This window comes from Guyparkeria sp. SB14A (assembly GCF_005096345.1).
Taxonomy (GTDB): Bacteria; Pseudomonadota; Gammaproteobacteria; order Halothiobacillales; family Halothiobacillaceae; genus Guyparkeria; species Guyparkeria hydrothermalis.
This window is the reverse complement of the sequence record NZ_SWAW01000012.1, coordinates 25298-44632: the sequence shown is the minus strand read 5'-3', so window position 1 is coordinate 44632 and position 19335 is coordinate 25298. Positions and strand designations below refer to the sequence as shown.

General features: G+C 66.2%; 22 protein-coding genes. 12 read left to right on the top strand and 10 right to left on the bottom strand.

Annotation, left to right across the window (positions count from 1 at the left end; translation table 11 throughout):
- Nucleotides 1-38: 38 nt before the first annotated feature.
- The 3 genes from ctaD to FAZ79_RS06485 all read right to left on the bottom strand — a co-directional run bounded on the left by ctaD (nucleotide 39) and on the right by FAZ79_RS06485 (nucleotide 3897).
- Nucleotides 39-1670: a cytochrome c oxidase subunit I gene (ctaD, locus tag FAZ79_RS06495; RefSeq protein ID WP_136867168.1), complete on the bottom strand. Its 1632-nt coding sequence runs from the start codon at nucleotides 1668-1670 to the stop codon at nucleotides 39-41.
- Nucleotides 1667-2806 (bottom strand): cytochrome c oxidase subunit II, encoded by a 1140-nt coding sequence (gene coxB / locus FAZ79_RS06490; RefSeq protein WP_211238808.1) that lies wholly within the window; start codon nucleotides 2804-2806, stop codon nucleotides 1667-1669. The genes ctaD and coxB overlap by 4 nt, the downstream gene beginning before the upstream one ends.
- Before the next feature lie 893 nt (nucleotides 2807-3699).
- Nucleotides 3700-3897 carry a CsbD family protein gene (locus FAZ79_RS06485; protein WP_136867166.1) on the bottom strand — a complete coding sequence of 66 codons (198 nt, stop codon included), beginning with the start codon at nucleotides 3895-3897 and terminating at the stop codon, nucleotides 3700-3702.
- Between the two features lie 197 nt (nucleotides 3898-4094).
- On the opposite strand from FAZ79_RS06485, the gene FAZ79_RS06480 reads away from it, so the two are divergent.
- The 3 genes from FAZ79_RS06480 to FAZ79_RS06470 all read left to right on the top strand — a co-directional run bounded on the left by FAZ79_RS06480 (nucleotide 4095) and on the right by FAZ79_RS06470 (nucleotide 6163).
- A complete protein-coding gene (locus FAZ79_RS06480) occupies nucleotides 4095-4412 on the top strand; it encodes a cupin domain-containing protein (protein ID WP_136867165.1) in 318 nt (105 codons plus the stop codon).
- Between the two features lie 32 nt (nucleotides 4413-4444).
- A complete protein-coding gene (locus tag FAZ79_RS06475; protein WP_247709511.1) occupies nucleotides 4445-5005 on the top strand; it encodes an N-acetyltransferase in 561 nt (186 codons plus the stop codon).
- 240 nt (nucleotides 5006-5245) lie between these two features.
- Nucleotides 5246-6163, top strand: coding sequence for a formylmethanofuran dehydrogenase subunit E family protein (locus FAZ79_RS06470; RefSeq protein WP_136867164.1), 918 nt, complete (start codon nucleotides 5246-5248; stop codon nucleotides 6161-6163).
- Nucleotides 6164-6178: 15 nt separating this feature from the next.
- Here the strand turns inward: FAZ79_RS06470 and FAZ79_RS06465 are convergent, their stop codons facing one another.
- Entirely contained in the window at nucleotides 6179-7030 is an 852-nt protein-coding gene (locus FAZ79_RS06465; RefSeq protein ID WP_136867163.1) for an HD-GYP domain-containing protein, read from the bottom strand.
- 156 nt (nucleotides 7031-7186) lie between these two features.
- Between FAZ79_RS06465 and FAZ79_RS06460 the strand changes: the two genes are divergently transcribed.
- Complete coding sequence (locus FAZ79_RS06460) at nucleotides 7187-8113, top strand: DUF808 domain-containing protein (RefSeq protein WP_136867162.1); 927 nt, start codon at nucleotides 7187-7189, stop codon at nucleotides 8111-8113.
- Between the two features lie 80 nt (nucleotides 8114-8193).
- Here the strand turns inward: FAZ79_RS06460 and FAZ79_RS06455 are convergent, their stop codons facing one another.
- Nucleotides 8194-8754 carry an SgcJ/EcaC family oxidoreductase gene (locus tag FAZ79_RS06455; RefSeq protein ID WP_136867161.1) on the bottom strand — a complete coding sequence of 187 codons (561 nt, stop codon included), beginning with the start codon at nucleotides 8752-8754 and terminating at the stop codon, nucleotides 8194-8196.
- Between the two features lie 372 nt (nucleotides 8755-9126).
- On the opposite strand from FAZ79_RS06455, the gene FAZ79_RS06450 reads away from it, so the two are divergent.
- Complete coding sequence (locus FAZ79_RS06450) at nucleotides 9127-9363, top strand: hypothetical protein (RefSeq protein ID WP_136867160.1); 237 nt, start codon at nucleotides 9127-9129, stop codon at nucleotides 9361-9363.
- Nucleotides 9364-9469: 106 nt separating this feature from the next.
- On the opposite strand, the gene FAZ79_RS06445 is transcribed toward FAZ79_RS06450, so the two are convergent.
- Together FAZ79_RS06445 and FAZ79_RS06440 are read right to left on the bottom strand one after the other, a co-directional pair.
- Nucleotides 9470-10021: an NUDIX hydrolase gene (locus FAZ79_RS06445; protein ID WP_136867159.1), complete on the bottom strand. Its 552-nt coding sequence runs from the start codon at nucleotides 10019-10021 to the stop codon at nucleotides 9470-9472.
- Between the two features lie 4 nt (nucleotides 10022-10025).
- Nucleotides 10026-10640, bottom strand: a complete 615-nt coding sequence (locus tag FAZ79_RS06440; protein ID WP_136867158.1) for a BMC domain-containing protein — start codon at nucleotides 10638-10640, stop codon at nucleotides 10026-10028.
- A gap of 251 nt (nucleotides 10641-10891) precedes the next feature.
- Between FAZ79_RS06440 and FAZ79_RS06435 the strand changes: the two genes are divergently transcribed.
- From FAZ79_RS06435 to FAZ79_RS06420, 4 genes are all read left to right on the top strand, one after another.
- Entirely contained in the window at nucleotides 10892-11863 is a 972-nt protein-coding gene (locus tag FAZ79_RS06435) for a sensor domain-containing diguanylate cyclase (protein WP_136867157.1), read from the top strand.
- A 17-nt stretch (nucleotides 11864-11880) separates the two neighbouring features.
- Complete coding sequence (locus FAZ79_RS06430) at nucleotides 11881-12492, top strand: arylesterase (protein ID WP_211238807.1); 612 nt, start codon at nucleotides 11881-11883, stop codon at nucleotides 12490-12492.
- Between the two features lie 89 nt (nucleotides 12493-12581).
- Complete coding sequence (locus FAZ79_RS06425; protein ID WP_136867155.1) at nucleotides 12582-12725, top strand: DUF3096 domain-containing protein; 144 nt, start codon at nucleotides 12582-12584, stop codon at nucleotides 12723-12725.
- Nucleotides 12726-12740: 15 nt separating this feature from the next.
- On the top strand, nucleotides 12741-13010 hold the full coding sequence (locus tag FAZ79_RS06420) for an SHOCT domain-containing protein (RefSeq protein ID WP_169303622.1): 270 nt from the start codon (nucleotides 12741-12743) through the stop codon (nucleotides 13008-13010).
- 95 nt (nucleotides 13011-13105) lie between these two features.
- Here the strand turns inward: FAZ79_RS06420 and FAZ79_RS06415 are convergent, their stop codons facing one another.
- Nucleotides 13106-13780, bottom strand: coding sequence for a periplasmic heavy metal sensor (locus FAZ79_RS06415; protein WP_169303621.1), 675 nt, complete (start codon nucleotides 13778-13780; stop codon nucleotides 13106-13108).
- A gap of 446 nt (nucleotides 13781-14226) precedes the next feature.
- On the opposite strand from FAZ79_RS06415, the gene FAZ79_RS06410 reads away from it, so the two are divergent.
- The 3 genes from FAZ79_RS06410 to FAZ79_RS06400 are packed head-to-tail and all read left to right on the top strand — an operon-like array spanning nucleotide 14227 to nucleotide 17389.
- On the top strand, nucleotides 14227-14907 hold the full coding sequence (locus FAZ79_RS06410) for a phosphoribosyltransferase family protein (protein ID WP_136867153.1): 681 nt from the start codon (nucleotides 14227-14229) through the stop codon (nucleotides 14905-14907).
- The gene (locus FAZ79_RS06405; RefSeq protein WP_136867152.1) at nucleotides 14897-15544 is read left to right on the top strand and encodes an alpha/beta family hydrolase; all 648 of its coding nucleotides are present in this window, start codon (nucleotides 14897-14899) and stop codon (nucleotides 15542-15544) included. Before FAZ79_RS06410 ends, FAZ79_RS06405 begins: the two co-directional genes overlap by 11 nt.
- Nucleotides 15545-15562: 18 nt before the next feature.
- Entirely contained in the window at nucleotides 15563-17389 is a 1827-nt protein-coding gene (locus FAZ79_RS06400; RefSeq protein ID WP_136867151.1) for an adenosylcobalamin-dependent ribonucleoside-diphosphate reductase, read from the top strand.
- Nucleotides 17390-17397: 8 nt separating this feature from the next.
- On the opposite strand, the gene FAZ79_RS06395 is transcribed toward FAZ79_RS06400, so the two are convergent.
- On the bottom strand, nucleotides 17398-18525 hold the full coding sequence (locus FAZ79_RS06395) for a CapA family protein (protein ID WP_136867150.1): 1128 nt from the start codon (nucleotides 18523-18525) through the stop codon (nucleotides 17398-17400).
- A 126-nt stretch (nucleotides 18526-18651) separates the two neighbouring features.
- Nucleotides 18652-19251, bottom strand: a complete 600-nt coding sequence (gene wrbA / locus FAZ79_RS06390) for an NAD(P)H:quinone oxidoreductase (RefSeq protein ID WP_136867149.1) — start codon at nucleotides 19249-19251, stop codon at nucleotides 18652-18654.
- Between the last annotated feature and the right edge of the window lie 84 nt (nucleotides 19252-19335).

The following is a 19335-nucleotide window of genomic DNA, read 5'->3' as shown; positions in this document are numbered from 1 at the left end:
TTCATGGCGCGCTGCGGCCGAGTCGTCTCACGTTCGCCTCAGTGGTAGCCGTGCGGGCCTTCCTCATGAATCGTCTGGCGCGACGGCGGCTCGGTGAACGTGTGGTACGGCGGCGGAGAGGACAGGGTCCATTCCAGGCCCTTTGCACCATCCCAGGGGCGGTCGCCCGCCTTCTTGCCGCCACGGATCGTCTGGATTACCAGCCAGATGAACAGCAGCTGGGAGAAGCCGAAGACGAACGCCCCCACGGTCGAGATCATGTTGAAGTCCATGAACTGCAGCGGGTAGTCGGGAATCCGGCGAGGCATGCCGGCCAGCCCGGCGAAGTGCATGGGGAAGAACGTGACGTTGACCGAGATGGCCGACAACCAGAAGTGCCACTGGCTGAGCTTCTCGTTGTACATGTGGCCGGTCCACTTGGGCAGCCAGTAATAGACCCCGGCGATGATGGCGAACAGCGAGCCGGTCACCACCACGTAGTGCAGGTGCGCCACGACAAAGTAGGTGTCGTGGTACTGGTAGTCGGCCGGCACGTCGGCCAGCATCAGTCCGGAAAAGCCGCCGATCGTGAACAGGAAGATGAAGGCGAGCGCCCAGAGCATCGGCGCCTCGAACGTCATCGACCCGCGCCACATGGTGGCGACCCAGTTGAATATCTTGATGCCGGTGGGAATCGCGATCAGCATCGTGGTGTACATGAACAGCACTTGGGCCTCGACCGGCAGGCCCACGGTGAACATGTGATGCGCCCAGACGATCGCCGACAGGAAGGTGATGGCGATCACGGCCCAGATCATCGACGTGCGCCCGAAGAGCGGCTTTCGGCTAAACGCCGGCACGATCTCCGAGACCACGCCGAAGGCCGGCAGGATCATGATGTACACCTCGGGGTGACCGAAGAACCAGAAGATGTGCTGGAATAGCACCGGGTCGCCGCCGTTCGTGGCATCGAAGAAGGCGGTGCCCAGGTGCCGATCGGTCAGGAGCATGGTGACCGCGATGGCCAGTGTCGGCATCGCCAGCAGCAGCAGAAAGCCGGTGATCAGCCAGGTCCACGTGAACAGCGGCATGTCCCAGAGTCTCATCCCCTTGGCGCGCATCTTCAGGATGGTGAGGATGATGTTGAGTGCCCCGAGGATCGAGGAGATGCCCATGATGTGGATCGCCATGATCACCCAGTCGATCGACGGCGGGGCGTAGGTCGACGAGAGCGGCGCGTACAGGGTCCAGCCGCCGCCGGGCGCGCCCTGGGGCATGAAAAAGCCGATCCACAGCATGATCGCCGCCGGCGGCAGCATCCAGAAGGCCCAGTTATTGACCCGCGGCCAGTACATGTCGTCCGCGCCGACCTGCAACGGCACCATCCAGTTGGCCAGCCCCGTCAGCCCCGGCATGATCGCCAGGAAGATCATGGTCAGGCCGTGCATGGTGGTCAGGGAGTTGAAGAACTGCGGCTGGGTCAGTTGCAGCCCCGGCTGGAACAACTCGGCCCGGATGACCAGCGCCATGACGCCGCCGACGAGCAGCGCCACCAGGGCGAGCACCAGGTACATGGTGCCGACGTCCTTGTGATTGACGGTCAGCAGCCAGCGCAGCGGGCCTTTTCTCGGCCCGTGATGGCTGTGCTCGTGTTCGATCTGATCGACTACAGAATCCGCTGTTTGATTCATCGTGCCGCCTCCACTGCTTCCGGGGTGACCAGGTCACCGGTGTCATTGCTCCAGGCATTGCGCTCGTAGGTGACCACGGCCGCGATCTCGCGATCGCTCAGCTGGTCGCCGTAGGCCTGCATGACCGGGTTCTTCTCGCTGCCGTGGATCACGATGTTCAGGTGTCCCTCGACAGGACCGGTGGTGATCTCGCCGCCTTCCAGCGCGGGGAAGGTGCCCTCGACGCCCTTGCCGTTGGCCTGGTGGCAGGAGGCACAGGCCGAGTCGTAGATCTTCTTGCCTTGCGCCATGGCCACCTCGCGGTTCCACGGGCCAGAGGCCTTTTTGGCTTCCTCGGCGGCAGCCTGCTTCTTCTGGGCCAACCATTCGTCGTACGCCTCTGGCATTACCGCCTCGACGACGACGGGCATGTAGGCATGCCCCGAACCGCAGAGTTCGGCGCACTGGCCGCGGTAGGTGCCGGGTTCGTCAATACGGATGTCGGCGTTGTTGAACTGGCCGGGGACCGCGTCTCGCTTGAAGCCCAGCTGCGGTACCCACCAGGAGTGGATCACGTCGTCACTGGTGATGCGTAGCCGAACGTCCTGGCCCGCCGGGACGACCAGCGGGTTGTCGACATCGACGAGGTAATTGGGGGCATCGGCCGGAGATTTCTCGGCGTTCAGCTGGCTGGCATCGCGGCTGCTGGACGAGAGGTTGCTGAAGAAGGAGATGTCCTCGTCGGGATAGACGTACTCCCATTTCCACTGGGAGCCGTGTACATCGACGACGACGTCTGGTTCCGGCGATGGAGAGTTGGTCTTCAACAAAACGGCCGTGGCGGGGACGGCCACGGCCACGAGGATCAGTACCGGGATGGCGGTCCAAACCACCTCGACCACGGTGTTTTCCGAGAACTTCGCCGCCTTCGCTCCGCGAGAGCGCCGGTGCCGGATAAGCGACCAGATCATGACGCCGAACACGCCGACACCGATCGCCACGCACACCCAGAACAGCAGCATGTGCATGTCGTAGGCGTCGCGGCTGACTTCGGTGACCCCGCGGGTCATGTTGAAGGCGCTTGATTCCTCCTGCGCAGCGGCAATGACCGCCGTGGACAGGGTGGTCAGAGCCAATAGCAGTTTTTTCCAGATCATCACGGCCCTCCTTGGCTTGAAAGCCTTCGGTATGGGATTGGCGGAATCAGAAACTGTTTCTGGTAATTTAGAAGTCCATGAAATACTTAAATGTTTGGTTTTCTCGAAAAGCGTTCGTTACAGAAATAGCACAGTTATTGGTTATTAGTACAACAGACGTTCCACGGCCACAAAATCCCCGACCGTTTTTCGTGGTTTCAGAAGCCCGGATTGGCGTGACGCGATGATCACGGCAGCCCGGTGAGAGTGCGCTTGCGGGGTGGGGCGTCGGTCCGGTTCGGATCGGCGCAGTACCGTGCTGGAGCCATCCGTCTGGCCAACAATGGCGGTGAATCCGGCGTGAATTTTCCCTGTTGGAGCGCGTGGCGGTGATGGGTTGTGACTAAAGGTCGGGAGTGGATGGTTGGTATTTCGCGAGAAACCGCGTGGTTTATGAGGTCTTTTGCCCCGGGAAATTCCACGCTGTCATTGGGGGTATTTGCCCGAGTGCCGCATGGGTATGACGATTGGTCTTTGGGAGAGTACGCCTGGTTTCACCTGGCATGGCGAAACGACGTGTCGATTTATTCGGATAATATCTGAGGCGGGTTATGTTCCCGCTGGCCGAATCGGTTTCCCCGATTGCTGTGGAGCGTCGAGCGCCTTTGTGCCCGGAGGGCGAGGGGGCGTCAATTGCCGGTTTGGCGTCTGTCCCTTACGAGAGAATACGGGTTCATGTGCCCGGGTCCTGGGACGCCCTGTCGGCGGACTATGCTGCGGGAATAGACAGGGCCAGATTGGCTGGTGGGTGGCCGGAGTATGCCCCGGCTCGTGAGGGAGGGGCGGCGCTCTTGAGCAGGGACGTGAGTCAATCGAGCCGCGGACGAGAGCAGGAGCGGAAGGCGGTAGCGCACTCAGAGCGTGTGCTCGAACGCCTCGACCTGCTTGCGTGCCTCGTCCTTGCCGATGCCGTATCGCTCCTGCACCTTGCCGATCAGGTAGTCACGGTGACCTTCGGCCTCGTCTAGGTCGTCATCCCTCAGATCTCCCCATTCCTCCTTGATACGGCCCTTGATCTGTTTCCATTTGCCTTTGATGCGGTCCGAATCCATGAGAATTCCTCCCGGTGAATATGAAAAGGCCTGCCAAGCGCGCTCGCGTCGCGGAGCGCCACATGAACGTAGTATGGATTTCGCGTGGCGATCACACGCGGCAAGAACGCGCTATCGACGAGCTGCGCATCCGTCTCCTTTGTGCCACCCATACACGTCGTTGCCGTTGCATGTTTCAACTCGGGAGAGACTGAGCCATGACCGCCAATCTGTTTGAAAACCTGCCCGCGCATCTGGCGGAAGAATGCTTCGACACGCTGCTCGAGGCCGAGCACGTGACGATCGAACGGATCGTCTCGCATGGTCATGTCTCGCCGGCCACCGGCTGGTACGACCAGCCCCGCCACGAGTGGGTGGTGGTGCTCAAGGGCAAGGGCATGGTGGCATTCGAGCACGGCGAGGACGTCCCCCTGGGTCCGGGCGACCATCTGACCATCCCCGCCCACACCCGGCACCGCGTGGCCTGGACCGATCCGGATGAGGACACGGTCTGGCTGGCGGTGCATTACGACTGAGCCCGGAATGGGCCCGCCGAGGAGGCTGCCCCGTGAACCCGGAATCGATCGAGATTCGTGCGGCTCGCCCCGATGATCGGCCGGCCATTCACGCGCTCCTGACGGCCGCGTTCGGCGCCGAGGAGGCGCCCCGGATCGTCCAGCTGGTGGACGAGGCGCTCGAAGATCCGAGTGCCCGGCCGCTGTTGTCGCTGGTGGCCGTGGACGGGACACGGGTGCTGGGCCACATCCTGTTCACCCGCGCCGAGGTCGACACGGGGGGCGAGCCGCTCGCGGCCAGCCTGCTCGCGCCGATGGCGGTGCATCCCGAGGTGCAGGGCCAGGGCATCGGAGGGCGCTTGATCGCCGCGGGCCTCGAGGCACTCGAGGCCATGGACGTCGGGCTGGTGTTCGTTCTCGGCCACCCCGGCTACTACCCGCGTTCGGGTTTCGAGCCCGCCGGCCGGCATGGCTTGTCCGCCCCGTACCCGATTCCCGACGAACACGCCGCGGCCTGGATGGTGAAGGTGTTGCGTTCCGGCCTGCTGGGGCAGGTAACGGGGCGCGTGCGTTGTGCCGCGGCGCTCGACCACGGCGATCTTTGGGTGGAGTAGGTCCGCCGCAGAGGCGGCGGTAGACGGGGTGTCGCATCGACTGATGCAACGCGCCCGTCGGGTTCGGTGGGTCGGCCGCCGCGCTGATCACGAACGCAGGCGGAAAAGGCGGGTCCCGGTTGTTTCCGGGGCCGCGCGGCCTATGCTCGGTGATGGGCAGGGTGGCGCGAGACAGGGGTGATCAGCCGCAAGACCGCACCACGATGCCGGACGCATGGACCGTCGTGGAGGGTCAGTGCCATGAAATCGAGTTGGGCAGCGTTTGCCACCGGCCTGGTGGCGTCATTGGGTGCGATTGGCCTGTGGGGGCCGTGGTCGGCGGCAATCGCCGGTGAGCCGACCTTCGAGCAGGGCCGGACGATATTCATCGAGACGGGGGTTGAGGCCCCGGATCGCGAGCCGACCTGGTACGCCTCGATGGTGGCCAAACCGCACGCGCCGGTGTTCGAGATGCTGGCCACTCGGGGCACGCAGGGGCGCTACTACCCCTACACCTACCCGGTCACGCTCAAGGACCTGGTGCGCTTTCATGGCCACGACTGCGAAGGCACCACGCACGCGGCCAACGCGGCCTGGGTGGCCTTCCAGACGTTATTCCCCGACGGGATCATCGATCGCAGCGTGCTGCGGGGCATCAGCGGTACCTCGCCGTGCTGGTCGGACGCGGTGGCCTACCTGACCGGGGCGCGCCTGCAGTACGGCACGCTGGGCTTTTTCAAGGACACGCGCTACAGCCACGCCATCCTGCTGTACCGCGAGGACACGGACACGGCCGTGCTGGCAACCTGGAAGCAGGGCATCAACAACATCCCGGGCGAGCCGGTCATGCTGCCGGGCACGATCGACTGGGAGCCCACGGTGTCGATGGAGAAGGTCAATGCCCTCAAGGCGGTGGTCAAGCAGGCCGGTGGCAACCCGACGCCCTACCAGGTCGACCTGATGCGCCACTACCAATGGCAGCACATCAACGACATCCTCGAGCACCCGCTCGAGCAGAGCTACCAGGCCAAGGTGATCGAGGACTTCCGGTGGGAGGAGTGGGTCGACCCGGGGAAGACCATTGCCGAGCCGCACCCGCGCGGCGACACCAGGCTGAAGAACTATCCCTACCGCAGCCGGCCGGTGGTGCCGGAAGACGAGGCGGCAATGCCGGAGTAGGGCAGATCACCTTCCCTAGAAAAAGTACTTGCGGATCTGGCGCTCGAGCAGCTCGCGTGAGCGGCGGGCGTCACCGCCGAAGTGCTGCTCGTGCAGACGGCGGGCGATGGGGCGAAAGGCCTCGACCACCGCGGGATCGAAGTGGCTGCCGGCATCGTCGCGGATGATGCCCCAGGCCGTCTCGAAGGACATGGCCTCCTTGTAGGGGCGCGGCGAGCACAGGGTGTCGAAGACATCGGCCACGGCGAAGATGCGCGCCGTCAACGGGATGGCCTCGCCGGCCAGCCCGCGCGGGTAGCCGCTGCCGTCCCATTTCTCGTGGTGGCAGGCGATCACGTCGCGGGCCTGGTCGAGCGAGGGGATGCCGGCGACGATGTCCTCGCCCTGCGGGACGTGCGAGCGCATCAGCGCCATCTCGTGGTCGTCGAGCCGACCGGGCTTTAGCAGGATGCGATCCGGCACGCCGATCTTGCCCACGTCGTGGAGCAGGGCGCCGGAGAGCAGGCCGCGCATGGCCGTCTTGCCCAGGCCCATGCGCCCGGCGATCGCCATGGCGATGTCGGTGACGCGGTAGTTGTGATCGCCGGTGTCGGAGTCGCGCTTGGCCACCGCCTTGCCCATGGCCTCGAGCAGGGCGACGTGGGAGCTGAGCAGGTCGCGGGAGTGGTGATCTTGCGCGTCGTTCAGGCGTACCACGAACGGGTAGATCAATGCGCCAGAGGCGATCGCGGCCAGTGCGGCGATCAGACCGGCGCTCAGCGCACCATCGCCCGGCACGGTCCACCACGCGACGATACCCGCGACGAGGGCAAGCGTGACGCTCACCACGGCGATCAGGATGGCTGCCTTGCGTCGGTAGGAATTCATGCCGCTTCCGTTGCGAAAAGACCCGTCTGGGGCAGGGGGCTATCTTCGCATGTCTTGGTCGTGCCGTGGATGCGTGGTCGGCCGGCATCGGCCGGTATGCCTGTGCCACACTGCGCCTCGGATCGAACCGGATTCGTTCACGAGGACCTCTAGATCATGGCCACAGCCGGACTGCTCGCGCTACTCGACGACATCGCCACGCTGCTCGATGACGTGGCCGTCTATTCCAAGGTCGCCGCCAAGAACACCGCCGGCGTGCTGGGCGACGACCTCGCCCTCAATGCCCAGCAGGTCAGCGGCGCCGGCACGAGCCGCGAGTTGCCGGTGGTCTGGGCGGTGGCCAAGGGCTCGTTCCTCAACAAGTTGATCCTGGTGCCGGCGGCCTTGCTGATCAGCGCCTTCCTGCCGTGGCTGATCACTCCGCTGCTGATGCTCGGCGGGCTGTTTTTGTGTTTCGAGGGCGCGGAGAAGATCGCTCACAAGTGGCTGCACAGTCCCGAGGAGGACGAGGCGCACCGCAAGGAAGTCCTCGAGGCCGCCGTCGACGGGAAGAAGGACATGAAGCAGGCGGAGAAGGCGCAGATCAAGGGCGCGATCCGCACCGATTTCATCCTTTCGGCCGAGATCATCGTGATCGCGCTGGGCGCGGCGAGCGCGGCGGGCATCTGGACGCAGACCGTGGTGGTCTCCCTGGTGGCGCTGGTGGCGACCGTGGGCGTTTACGGGCTGGTCGCGGGGATCGTGCGCTTCGATGACTGGGGGCTGGCGATGGTGAAGGGTGCCGGAGGCGATGCCTGGGGACGGTTCAAGGAGGCGGTCGGGCGCGGCATCCTGGTGGCGGCACCGAAATTCATGCGCGGGTTGTCGGTTGTCGGCATGGTGGCGATGTTCCTGGTTGGTGGCGGCATCCTGGTCCACGGCCTGCCGTTCCTGCACCACCTGCTCGAATGGATCGACCCCGGCGTCGAGGGGGGCGTCGGGTGGCTGGTCCCGATGCTGTTCAACGGGATCGTGGGGCTGATCGCGGGGGCGATCGTGCTGGCGGGCGTGACCGGTTTCCAAAGGGTTCGCCAAGCGTTGTAAGGCTGGACCCTAGGCCCTGACGCAAAACGCCCGCCGTGATGGCGGGCGTTGTCGTTCGATCGCGGTGAACGCGGTCGGCGTCAGTCGGTCGGCATCATCGAGGAATGGTGATGCACGATCAGCCAGCGGCCGTCGCGGTTCTCGTAGACGAAGGTGTAGCGGGCCGGGACGTCGCGGGTCTCGTCGCCGTCGGTGACGCGGAAGGTGTAGGTGCCGGCGTCGGTCAGCTTGTTGCAGCCGAGCTTGACGTTGCGCGTGTTGATGGTGCCGACCGGGTGCTTTTCCAGGAAGTGCTCGAAGTAGTCCTGGATTTCCGCGTGGCTGGTGCGCGGCACGTTGGAGACGGTGGGCAGCAGCACGCCGTCTTCGGCGTACAACTCGGTGACCTTGGCGGCGTCACCGGTCTGCAGGGCCGCGTTCCACTGGTTGAACAGGTCTTCGGCCAGGCGTCGGGTCGCCGGGGCGCAGATCACGCAGCTCTCGTTGGCGGGCACGTCGATCGCGTCGTAATGGCTGCCGGTGCCGGTGACCGAGCGGTAGGCATCGCGGTGGGACGAGCCCAGGCTCAGGCGCGAGTTCGGCGCATCGTCGGCGCTGAGAAAGCGGGTGCCGCTGATGCGCGGGCGATTGCTGTTGGTCACTGGTCGGTCTCCGTCACGAATCGTTGGGCCGGTGGAGCGCTCGGGGGCACGGCCCGGAAAGGGCGTCATTGTAGGGATTTGCATCGGTCCTGTCATGCCGGGAGGGCATGGCGTCGCGATCTCGTGATCCGTTGCGCTTCGATCATTTCGAAATCTCCGCCCGGCCCGCTTGCCCGCATGTGGGCGGGGCTCGCGACGGCGGATCCACGCCGCAATCGCAAGCTCGGCCGCTTCGATATTTTTCCATGACATATCGATGACGACTGGCCTACAGTGGACGAGTGGGCGCCCCGGGGTTCTCCGGGGCTGTCACTCACCACGGCCGGCCGCCGTCCCGCGGCCCGGCCCGATCACGACAAAGGTGTGATGCTCATGGCAGAGAAGATGGACGCGGAACGCGGTTTCTACCGCAACGGCAACATCCTGGTTGAACAGGCCACCGACGGCATGTACCTCGTGCAACGACCTGCCCGTCGCCCCCGCAAGGGATCGACCAACGGTCGCATGACGGTGCCGGGTGACATGGAGACCCTCTACGAGACCACGGTGTTCGATGACGCGGTCGATCGCGCCCGCGACCTGGCCCGGGACCTAGCCAGGGCAAGCTGACGCCCCTTCGGGTCGCCTTCGCGGCCCTAGGACGACGAAGCCCGGATCGATCGATCCGGGCTTTTTCGTGGGCTCCGAGACGTGGGACGGTGAGTCGCCACGGGAATCAGCGCATCTTGCGCGTCTTGTCGACCATGCGCAGGGTCGAGCGGCTGTTGTTGAGCCGCGTGACCATGGAAACGGGGACCCAGCGCAGCTCGAAGGACTCCTCGTTGCCCGGCACGGGCACGTTGTCGTCGATCTCGACCAGGTAGCGCACGTCGATGTGGTGGTGCGGCTGGGCGTCCGGGTGCGGCTCCTGGGTGGCGTGGATATCGACGTCGAAGATCTCGTCGCAGACCAGGCGAATATGCTCGGGCGAAACGCCGGTCTCCTCGACGCACTCCTTGAAGGCCACCGCGCGCATGTCGGTGTCGCCGTCGGCGTGACCGCCGGGTTGCAGCCAGCAGTCGAGCTTCCGGTGGTGCATCAACAGCACCGCCGTGCGCGAGGGGTTGACCACCCAGGTGGACGCCGAGACGTGGGCCGGCAGGTGGTCGCGGTAGAAGGTGTCGGGGTGAGTGGCGACGAACTGCCGTGCGCGCTGGACGAAGGCGGCCTCGTCGAGGTAGCGCGTCTCGTAGCGGGCAAGTTGTTCGAGCAGGTCGTTGCGATGCATGTGCTTAGGTGAACGCGGGGTTCTTCACGGCAGCGATGGCCGCGCGGGCGGCCTCGTCGACGTTGCCCTCGGTGCCGGCGATCGTCAGGCGGCCGTACTTGCCCACCGCGCGGACGTCGATCAGCGAGATGTTGGCTGCCTTCTCCGCCTGATTGGCCGCGTAGACCACGTAACCGGCCGGCTCGACCTCGAGGATGAACATGCTCTGGTCGGGCAGGATCATGTTGCCGCGGCGGTTCTGACGGTTGATCAGGACGGTGTGATCCGGCGTCATGCCGCGGATGATCTCCTGCCAGGCGATCTCGCAGGGCTGGCGCTCGGTCTGCTCGCGGCCGAGGTATTCCAGGATGGTGTTGCCGGCCTGGACCACGTCGCTCTGCACGCGGTGGTGGATGACCATCGAGCCGAAGGCCCGCTCGACCACCTGCTGGGCCAGGCGCACGCTGGAGGCCTTGAGCGCGATGTCGGTCAGCCGGTGGACGGCCATGCCCGGCGAGACCTCGACCCACAGGCAGGCGTCGCCCGGGACCGGCAGAAAGCCCTGGGACGCCGTCGCCATGTACTCCGCCACCTGGGGCTGGAGCGAGTCGATAAAGACGTACGTCCGGAGTTCGATCATCGAGCGGGGACCTTGGCGCGGGCCATTTCAAGTATCAGGAAAGGTCGAGTGGCGGCGAGTCTACCATCAGGAAGAACCGGGAGGAATTGCGATCCCTTATGGTTGCCATACGGTCGAGCGTAGCGCGGCTTGATGAGCCCGGCTGGATGCATGCGAATGAGATGCGCAGGGCGTAAGCTTGACCGCTACACTCGGGATTCCGGTCGAATGGTCAACCATCGACCCGTGTCAAAGGCTGAGGGCCTTGATCCATGACCAATGATGCCGCCGACGTCCTGCCGTTCGGGGATTTCGATGCCGCCTGCCGGGCCGTGCTGGCGCACTTGAGCGAACGCACGGGCCTCGGCTTGTGGATGATGACGCGCACCGAGGGCGAGGACTGGATCGTGCTGCAGGCCGAGGGCGATGACGAACGGTACTCGGTTGCCGGCGGGGACGTGCTGCGCTGGGCCGATTCGTTCTGTTCGCTGATGGTGGGGGGCAGGGGGCCGCAGGCGGCACCCCGGGCCGCCGAGGTGGCCGCCTACCGTGACGCCCCCATCGGTCGTCAGGTGCCGATCGGGGCCTATGTCGGCGTGCCCGTCATGCGCGCGGATGGCGAGTTGTTCGGCACCTTGTGTGCGATCGATCCCGACCCGCAGCCGGAGGCGCTCAACGCCGAACTGCCCCTGGTGCGCCTGTTCGCCCGCCTGCTGGGCAGCATCCTGGAGACCGAGCTGCGTGGCGTGGAGCTGGCGCGCACCCTCGAGACCGTCCGCGCGGAGGCGAGCCTCGACCCGCTGACCGGGTTGCTCAACCGCCGAGGCTGGGAGGAGCGCGTCGAGATCGAGGAGCGTCGCGCGCGGCGCTATGGCAGCCCGGCAACCGTGTTCATCATCGACCTGGACCGGCTCAAGGAAATCAACGACAGCCTCGGCCACGATGCCGGCGACGACTTGCTCATCCGCGCGGGCCAGGCCCTGCGGACGGCCATGCGGGAGACCGACGCGGTGGCGCGCATTGGCGGCGACGAGTTTGCCGTGCTGTGCATGGAGAGCGGGACGGACGGTGGCCGATCGATCGAGGCCAAGGTACGCCGGGCGCTGGCCGAGGCGGGCGTCGAGGCGTCCGTGGGCTGGGCGGCCCGCAACCCGCGCCAGGACATCGAATCGGCCGTGGTCGAGGCGGACCGAGAGATGCTCGACGAGAAACGGGCCGGACGAAAGCAGGAAGCCGACGAGTGATGCAGGGGGCAGGGCGAGTGATTCGATGGCTGCTGGCCGGGGTTCTGCTGGGCCCGGTCGTGCTCGGTCTGGCGGGTTGTGGCGAGCCGGCACTGGAGCCCTTGCCCCGGGGCGCGATCATTCTCGCCTTCGGTGACAGCCTGACCGAGGGGGTGGGGGCATCGGAGGAGGCGGCCTATCCCGAGCAGCTGGCCCGGCTGACGGGGCGGGAGGTGGTCAATGCCGGTGTGGCTGGCGAGACGACCGCCGATGGCGTCGAGCGCCTGCCCGAGGCGCTGGAGCGTCACGCCCCGACGCTGATGATTCTGCTGATGGGCGGCAACGACGTGCTGCGCAATCAGGATCTGGCGGAGGCCAAGCGCAATCTCGCCCGGATGATCGAACTGGCGCGCCAACGGGACGTGGCCGTGTTGCTGGTGGGCGTGCCGGAAAAATCCCTGTTCTCGCAGTCGGCGCCCCTCTACCGTGAATTGGCCGACGAGCACGACGTGCTGCTGGTCGACGACCTGGTCGCCGGGCTGCTGCGCCGGCCGAGCTACAAGTCGGATGCCGTGCACCTGAACGCCGAGGGCTACCGCGCCATGGCCGAGCGGCTTGCCGAGGTGTTGCGCGACGAGGGGGCCCTGTAACGGCTCCGGGCGGCTGAACGGTGGACATTGCCGGGTCCGCGCGGCACGATCAATGGCAGGTAACCGGTCGTCGAAACAAGGAGCAAGACATGACCTTCCATATCGAAATCGTTCCGCTTCTCTCCCTGGTCGCGGGCATCGCGATCCTGATCGTGCCCAAGCTGCTCAACTACATCGTGGCGATCTACCTGATTGCGCTGGGCGTGCTGGGTCTCTTGGGACACGGTTTTTAACCCTTTGCCGATTTCATGGAGGCAGGTATGTACGACTGGGGTTACGGCTGGATGCCGCATGGCGGCATGTACGGTCTGGGATGGGTGCTGATGGTGCTCTTCTGGGTCCTGCTGATCGTCGGCATTGTCGTGTTGATCAAGTGGCTCATTTCCTCGGGCCAGCCGCGGTCATCCGAGCCGCGTGAGGGTCGGCGCACGGCACTGGACATACTCAAGGAACGCTATGCGCGTGGCGAGATCGACCACGAGGAATTCGAGGAGCGTCGACGACGACTGGATGATTGAGCCCGGTCACACCGTATTGATCGAGACAAAGTAAGAAAGGCCGCCCGTTGCATGGGCGGCCTTCTGGTTTTCGGTCGGCGTGGTTGGCCTCGGGCTTACTCCTGTTCCAGGGCCTCGCGCATGCGCCGGTGCATCTCGATGCGCTCCTCGGCCATCTCCTGCTGGAGCTCGCCGATTTCGCGCGATTTCTTCTTGATGGCGTCGTAGTCCGGCTCGTCGGCCAGTTGCAGGCGCTGGAGTTCGCGCTGGCGTTCCTGCATTTGCTGCATGCGCTCCCAGTGCTCCTTCTGCTCTTCCTGCTGAAGCTCACGCACCCGTTCGCGCTGCTTTTCCGAGAGCGGCTGGCCGCCCCATCCCGGGCCGGAACCGTTCATCATCGGTCCGTAGCCAGCGCCGGGGCCCATCATTCCAGGGCCCATCATTCCGGGACCCATCATTCCGGGGCCGTAACCGGGTCCCATCATGCCCGGGCCGTAACCGCCTCCGTATCCGCCATAGCCGGGCCCCATCATTCCGGGTCCCATCATGCCGGGACCATAACCCGCACCTGGCGTACAGGGCGCGCCGTTGGCCATGCCGTAGCCGTGGCCGTATCCCTGGCCATAACCGTAGCCAGGGCCATACGGGCCGGACCCATCCATCATGCCCGGGCCAACCATGCCGCGGCGCGGCTGGTCGTCGTCGGCGGCGAGGGCCGCGGGCGCGGTCGTCACCATGGTGGCGGCAAGACCGCAGGCGGTCAGTTCTCGCAAGAGTCGTTTCCTGATCATGGCGCTTCTCCTCCCTGGTTGGAATGAAGGCCTCGGACCACGGGTTCGATCCGCGCGTCGGAAACAAGCCGATGCCGCGCGGCATTCCCCGTGGTCCGTTTCGAGGTGCGTCGGGCGGGGCTGGTGTCGACCCGCTCGGCGAATTCCCCGTGTTGCGATTCATCCGCTGCTGCGGATGTCCCGGAACGCGGTCGACTCGGGCGAAGGCGATGCCCACAGCGATCGGTAACCTCATCACTGGGGCTTGCTGCTTGAGCCGGCCCCGGAGCCGAGTGATCCACGTTCCAGTGAAAACATAGCACAGCGAACCACCTCCTTATCGTTCGCAACCTACTGTTTGGGCGTGAAAAATCCGCTCCTGGGGCAAGCGTTCGGGCACTGAATGGCTATAGTCATGTCAGGTGCGACGAGTGGATTGCCGACACGGGGTGTGATGGGAGGTAGCCATGCGGTTCAGCGATCGACGTGAAGCCGGCCGCCAGTTGGCCGAGGCCCTGGAGCGCTTTCGGGGGCAGCCGGGTGTGGTCTACGCGCTTCCCCGCGGCGGGGTGGCGCTGGGGGTGGAAGTGGCGCGGTACCTCGACATGCCGCTGGACGTGCTGATCCCGCGCAAGATCGGTCACCCGATGCAGCCGGAATACGCGATCTGCGCGGTGCCGGAGCAGGGCGAGCGCGTCTGCAACCCGCGCGAGGAGGCCGCCGTCGATCCCGGCTGGCTGGCGGATGCCGAGTCGCGCGAGCGGGTCGAGGCCTCCCGGCGACGGGCGCTGTACGGGCGCGCCGACGCCCCGTCGGTGGACGGCAAGCTTGCCATCATCGTCGACGACGGCATCGCCACCGGCCTGACAATGCGCGCGGCGATTCGCGATGCCGATGCACGCGATCCGGCGCGGGTCGTGGTCGCCATCCCGGTGGTGCCGGCTTCGACGGCAGCGACGCTAGAACGGGAGGCCGACGAGCTGGTCGCCCTCGAGATCACCGACCAGTACCTCGGCGCCGTGGGGGCCTACTACGACCATTTCCCGCAGGTCACCGACGACGAGGTGATCGGCATGCTGCAACAGGCGGTCGGCCGGGAGGCGGGCCGCGGGGCGATGGGTCATGGGGGAACGGACCATGGGTACTGATACCGAGTGCAACGTCGAGATGTGGCTGGGCGGGACGATCCACGAGGGCATCCTCGGGATGCCGGCCGAGCCACGCGGCCTGGTGGTGTTCGCCCATGGCAGCGGCAGCAGCCGTCACAGCTCGCGCAACCAGTTCGTGGCGCGGCAATTGCGCGAGGTGGGACTGGCCACGCTCTTGTTCGATCTGCTGAGCGAGGCCGAGGACCAGGTCTACGAAAACCGCTTCGACATCGACCGGTTGGCCGAGCGCCTGGTGCAGGCCTCCGACTGGGTGGCCGGTGAACCGGAGCTTGCCGACCTGCCGCAGGGCTATTTCGGCGCCAGCACCGGGGCCGCGGCGGCGTTGAATGCGGCCGCCCAGTTGCCCGACACGATCCGTGCAGTGGTCTCGCGGGGCGGTCGGCCGGATCTTGCCGGCGAGGCGTTGCCCCGCGTGGCGGCACCCACCCTGTTGATCGTCGGCGGGGCGGATACCCAGGTGCTCGGGCTCAATCGTTGGGCCCGCGAGCGCATGCAGGCGCCCACCGAGCTTGCCGTGGTGCCCGGCGCAACCCACCTGTTCGAGGAGCCGGGCACCCTGTTCCAGGCCGCTCGGCTGGCCGCGGAATGGTTTAGCCGCTGGCTTGGCCGGCCGTGAGTGTGGTCGAGGCGTTGCATGTCAGTCGAGCCGCTTGTCGAACCCCTTGATACGCCCATTGCTCAGCATGTTTGGGCCAGTCGCTATCGCTATGGTGACGAGCCGGGTATCGACGCCACCTGGCAACGGGTGGCCCACGCGCTTGCGACGGTCGAGGCCGAGCCGGCCGTCTGGGAGCGACGCTTCGCCGAGCTGCTGACCGATCTGCGCTTTCTGCCCGGTGGCCGCATCCTCGCCGGCGCGGGCACTCCGCGCCAGGTGACGCTGTTCAACTGTTTCGTCATGGGCGCGATCGAGGATTCGATGGACGGGATCTTCGAGGCGCTCAAGGAAGGCGCGATCACCATGCAGCAAGGGGGTGGCGTCGGCTACGACTTCTCCACCCTGCGACCGGCCGGCGCGGTGGCGCATCATGCCGGCACGATCGCCTCGGGGCCGGTCTCGTTCATGCGTATCTGGGACAGCATGTGCGCGACCATCCTGTCGACCGGTGCCCGCCGTGGCGCGATGATGGCCACCCTGCGCATCGATCACCCCGACATCGAGGCGTTCATCGACGCCAAACATCGCTCCGGCGAGCTGACGCATTTCAACTGCTCGGTGCTGGTCACCGATGCCTTCATGGCCGCGGTGCACGCCGATGCCGACTGGCCGCTGGTCTTTCCCGCCTCGGCGATGGACGGGGCAGTCGACGGGGCGAGCGGAGAGGGCGAGACGCTCCGGCGCGACTGGCCCGGCCACGAGGCGCCCGTGGTCTGCCGAGTGGTTCGGCGTGTGCGCGCCCGCGAGCTCTGGGAGCACCTGATGCGGGCCACCTACGATCACGCCGAGCCGGGCGTGCTGTTCGTCGACCGGATCAACCAGTGGAACAACCTCGGCGATCGCGAGCGCATCACCGCCACCAATCCCTGTGGCGAGATCCCGTTGCCGCCTTACGGGGCCTGCGATCTGGGCTCGATCAACCTGACGCGATTCGTGGCCGACCCGTTCACGCCGCGCGCGAGCCTCGACCGGGACGGGCTGGCCGCCACGACGCGGCTGGCGGTGCGTTTTCTCGACAACGTCATCGATGCCTCGTCCTACCCGTTGCCGGCCCAGGCCGAGCAGGCGCGTGGCAGTCGGCGGATCGGACTGGGCGTGACCGGATTGGCCGACGTGCTGGTGATGCTGGGACTGCACTACGACAGCCCCGAGGCACGCGAACAGGCTGGAGCGGTGATGCAGACGATCACGCATGCCGCCTACCGCGCGTCGATCGATCTGGCACGGGAAAAACGACCGTTTCCGTTCTTCGAGGCCGCCCGTTTTCTCGACCGACCGTTTGTCCGCGCCCTGCCGGGCGACATCCGCGCCGGGATTGCCCGCGATGGCATCCGCAACAGCCACCTGACCGCGATCGCCCCCACGGGCACCATCAGCCTGCTGGCCGGCAATGTCTCCTCCGGGATCGAGCCGATCTTTCGTCGCGAGCTGTGTCGCTCCGTGCTGACGGGGGGCGGTGAGCGCGAGTCGTTTCGCCTCGAGGATCACGCCTGGCGCCGGTGGCGGGGTCGGCACCCGCACGGGACGCCGCCCGACACCTTCGTCGAGGCCGAGGCCCTGTTGCCCGAGGCCCACCTGGCCATGCAGGCCGCCTTGCAGCCCTTTGTCGACAGCGCGATCTCCAAGACCATCAACGTGCCCGAATCGATGCCGTTCAACGACTTCGCGGCCATCTACCAGCGCGCCTTCGAGCTGGGCCTGAAGGGCTGCACCACCTACCGGCCGAACCCGGTCACGGGGGCGGTGCTTGAAGGGGTGGACACGGCGACGCCTTGCTGCGGGATCGAGCGCGAATCGGATTGAGCGGGCGCTTACTCCTCCCAACGGCAGGTCAGGTGGGCGCCGGAATCGATGACCCGTCCACCAAAGCGTTGCGCCTGTCGGTCGATCACGCCCAGCAGCCAGTCCCGGTCCGGTGGTATACAGGCCTGCAACTGCAGGCGGCGGATCGCGAACGGATCGAGTTCGAGGCGCTCCAGGCGTCCGCGGCGCAGGGTGGGCCGATAGAGCAGGGCCAGGTCGGATCGATACGGGGTGGTCTCGCCGATGCCCTCGTAGTCGTTGATCAGATCGCCGCAGCCGTAAAGGATCAGGCGATCGTGGTGCACTTCGAACGCTCGCGGGTGGTGCGAGGAGTGGCCGTGGACCAGGTCGACGTGCGCCTCGTCGACCAATGCGTGGGCAAACCGCCGATGCGCCTCGGGGATCGAGTAGCCCCAGTTGCTGCCCCAGTGGATCGAGAACACCACCGTGTCACCCGGTTGGCGATGGGCGTGGATGAGGCGCGCCAGTCGCTCGATCGCCGCCTCGTCAAGCGCGGGCAGGTATTGCACGCCGGGGTTCGATTCGCCGGCCGCCCAGTCGGCCGGGACGCCGCTGTCGCCGTGACCGGCGGCGAACACGAGCAGGCGTGCACCGTGTCCGTCGGAGAGGATGGCGGGACGCTCGACCTCCGCACGGTCGCGGCCGGCGCCGACCGAGGCAATGCCGGCGGCATCCAGGGTGTCGAGCGTCTCGACCAGTCCAGCGCGCCCCCAGTCGAGCACGTGGTTGTTCGCCAGCACGAGGCAGTCGGGGGTGATCTCGGTCAGGCAGCCGATGTTTGCCGGATTCAGACGATAGTGGATGCCTTTCCCCGGCCACGGCGTGTCGTTGGTGGTGATCGCGTTCTCAAGGTTGAGGATGCGTCGTCGCGCCCTGTCGGCGAGCATCTCCCGCGCCGCGCCCCAGACGTAGCGGGCGTCGACGCCACGGGGCACGGGGCCGTTTTTCCGCTCGGCCAGCCGGACGTACTCGCGCGCGTCTCGCACGTAGCCCTCGAACAGGATGGGATCGGAGGGCGTGGCCAGGATCTGGTCGATGCCGCGCCCGAGCATGACGTCCCCGCCCAGCAGCAGCGGCAAATCGGCAGGCGCATTCGTGGAGGATGGATGGCTCATCGTGACACGTGACCGACCTCCTCGAGCGGCAGGAAACGGTTCGGCCGGTCAGGCAAGTAACACCCTTGGCCGGCTCGAGGTCGACTCGTGGATACTCTCTCAGGCGGCCAACGCCGCCGGCCGCTCCTAGCGGCAGAGTTTGCTGGTGATCTCGGCCACGTGCCGGCCCTGGTAGCGAGCAATGGTGAGTTCGCGTTCGCTCGGCTGACGGCTGCCGTCGCCGCCGGCCAGTGTGCCGGCGCCGTACGGGCCGCCGCCGCGAGCCTCGGAGATATCGAACATTTCGGGGATGCCGTAGGGCGTGCCGACGATCACCATGCCGAGATGGGCCAGCGTGTTCCAGGTGGAGGTGATGGTGGTCTCGTTGCCCGCGCCGGTGCCGGTGGAGGTGAACACGCTGCCCACCTTGCCGATCAGCTTGCCCTCGGCCCACAGGCTGCCGGTCTGATCGAGAAAATTGCGCATCTGTGCGGCCATGTTGCCGAAGCGCGTGGGCGTGCCGATGATCACGGCGTCATAGTCATCCAGCTCCTTGGGGTCGGCGATCGGGGCGAACTGGTCGAGCTTGGCCCCGGCCTTCTTCGCCGTCTCCTCGTCCATCAGCTCCGGCACGCGCTTGATGGTGACGTCGGTGCCGTCGACGTCGGCGGCGCCGCTGGCAACCGCCTGCGCCATGGTCTCGATGTGGCCGTACATGGAGTAGTAGAGAACGAGAACCTTGCTCATGCATTCACCTCGGTTGGTGGTTGACGTGGAGGACGGTTCATCGACAGCCCGGCGACGGCTTGAACCGAATGTCCGCAAGGGTAG

Excerpts from the sequence above, each read along its gene's own strand:
- FAZ79_RS06395 (WP_136867150.1), bottom strand. The coding sequence starts at position 18,525 with ATGAGCCATCCATCCTCCACGAATGCGCCTGCCGATTTGCCGCTGCTG.
- wrbA (WP_136867149.1), bottom strand. The coding sequence starts at position 19,251 with ATGAGCAAGGTTCTCGTTCTCTACTACTCCATGTACGGCCACATCGAG.
- FAZ79_RS06410 (WP_136867153.1), top strand. The coding sequence starts at position 14,227 with ATGCGGTTCAGCGATCGACGTGAAGCCGGCCGCCAGTTGGCCGAGGCC.
- FAZ79_RS06460 (WP_136867162.1), top strand. The coding sequence starts at position 7,187 with ATGGCCACAGCCGGACTGCTCGCGCTACTCGACGACATCGCCACGCTG.
- FAZ79_RS06440 (WP_136867158.1), bottom strand. The coding sequence starts at position 10,640 with ATGATCGAACTCCGGACGTACGTCTTTATCGACTCGCTCCAGCCCCAG.
- FAZ79_RS06470 (WP_136867164.1), top strand. The coding sequence starts at position 5,246 with ATGAAATCGAGTTGGGCAGCGTTTGCCACCGGCCTGGTGGCGTCATTG.
- FAZ79_RS06480 (WP_136867165.1), top strand. The coding sequence starts at position 4,095 with ATGACCGCCAATCTGTTTGAAAACCTGCCCGCGCATCTGGCGGAAGAA.
- FAZ79_RS06445 (WP_136867159.1), bottom strand. The coding sequence starts at position 10,021 with ATGCATCGCAACGACCTGCTCGAACAACTTGCCCGCTACGAGACGCGC.
- ctaD (WP_136867168.1), bottom strand. The coding sequence starts at position 1,670 with ATGAATCAAACAGCGGATTCTGTAGTCGATCAGATCGAACACGAGCAC.
- FAZ79_RS06485 (WP_136867166.1), bottom strand. The coding sequence starts at position 3,897 with ATGGATTCGGACCGCATCAAAGGCAAATGGAAACAGATCAAGGGCCGT.
- FAZ79_RS06450 (WP_136867160.1), top strand. The coding sequence starts at position 9,127 with ATGGCAGAGAAGATGGACGCGGAACGCGGTTTCTACCGCAACGGCAAC.
- FAZ79_RS06415 (WP_169303621.1), bottom strand. The coding sequence starts at position 13,780 with ATGATCAGGAAACGACTCTTGCGAGAACTGACCGCCTGCGGTCTTGCC.
- FAZ79_RS06435 (WP_136867157.1), top strand. The coding sequence starts at position 10,892 with ATGACCAATGATGCCGCCGACGTCCTGCCGTTCGGGGATTTCGATGCC.
- FAZ79_RS06405 (WP_136867152.1), top strand. The coding sequence starts at position 14,897 with ATGGGTACTGATACCGAGTGCAACGTCGAGATGTGGCTGGGCGGGACG.
- coxB (WP_211238808.1), bottom strand. The coding sequence starts at position 2,806 with ATGATCTGGAAAAAACTGCTATTGGCTCTGACCACCCTGTCCACGGCG.
- FAZ79_RS06420 (WP_169303622.1), top strand. The coding sequence starts at position 12,741 with ATGGAGGCAGGTATGTACGACTGGGGTTACGGCTGGATGCCGCATGGC.
- FAZ79_RS06400 (WP_136867151.1), top strand. The coding sequence starts at position 15,563 with ATGTCAGTCGAGCCGCTTGTCGAACCCCTTGATACGCCCATTGCTCAG.
- FAZ79_RS06465 (WP_136867163.1), bottom strand. The coding sequence starts at position 7,030 with ATGAATTCCTACCGACGCAAGGCAGCCATCCTGATCGCCGTGGTGAGC.
- FAZ79_RS06425 (WP_136867155.1), top strand. The coding sequence starts at position 12,582 with ATGACCTTCCATATCGAAATCGTTCCGCTTCTCTCCCTGGTCGCGGGC.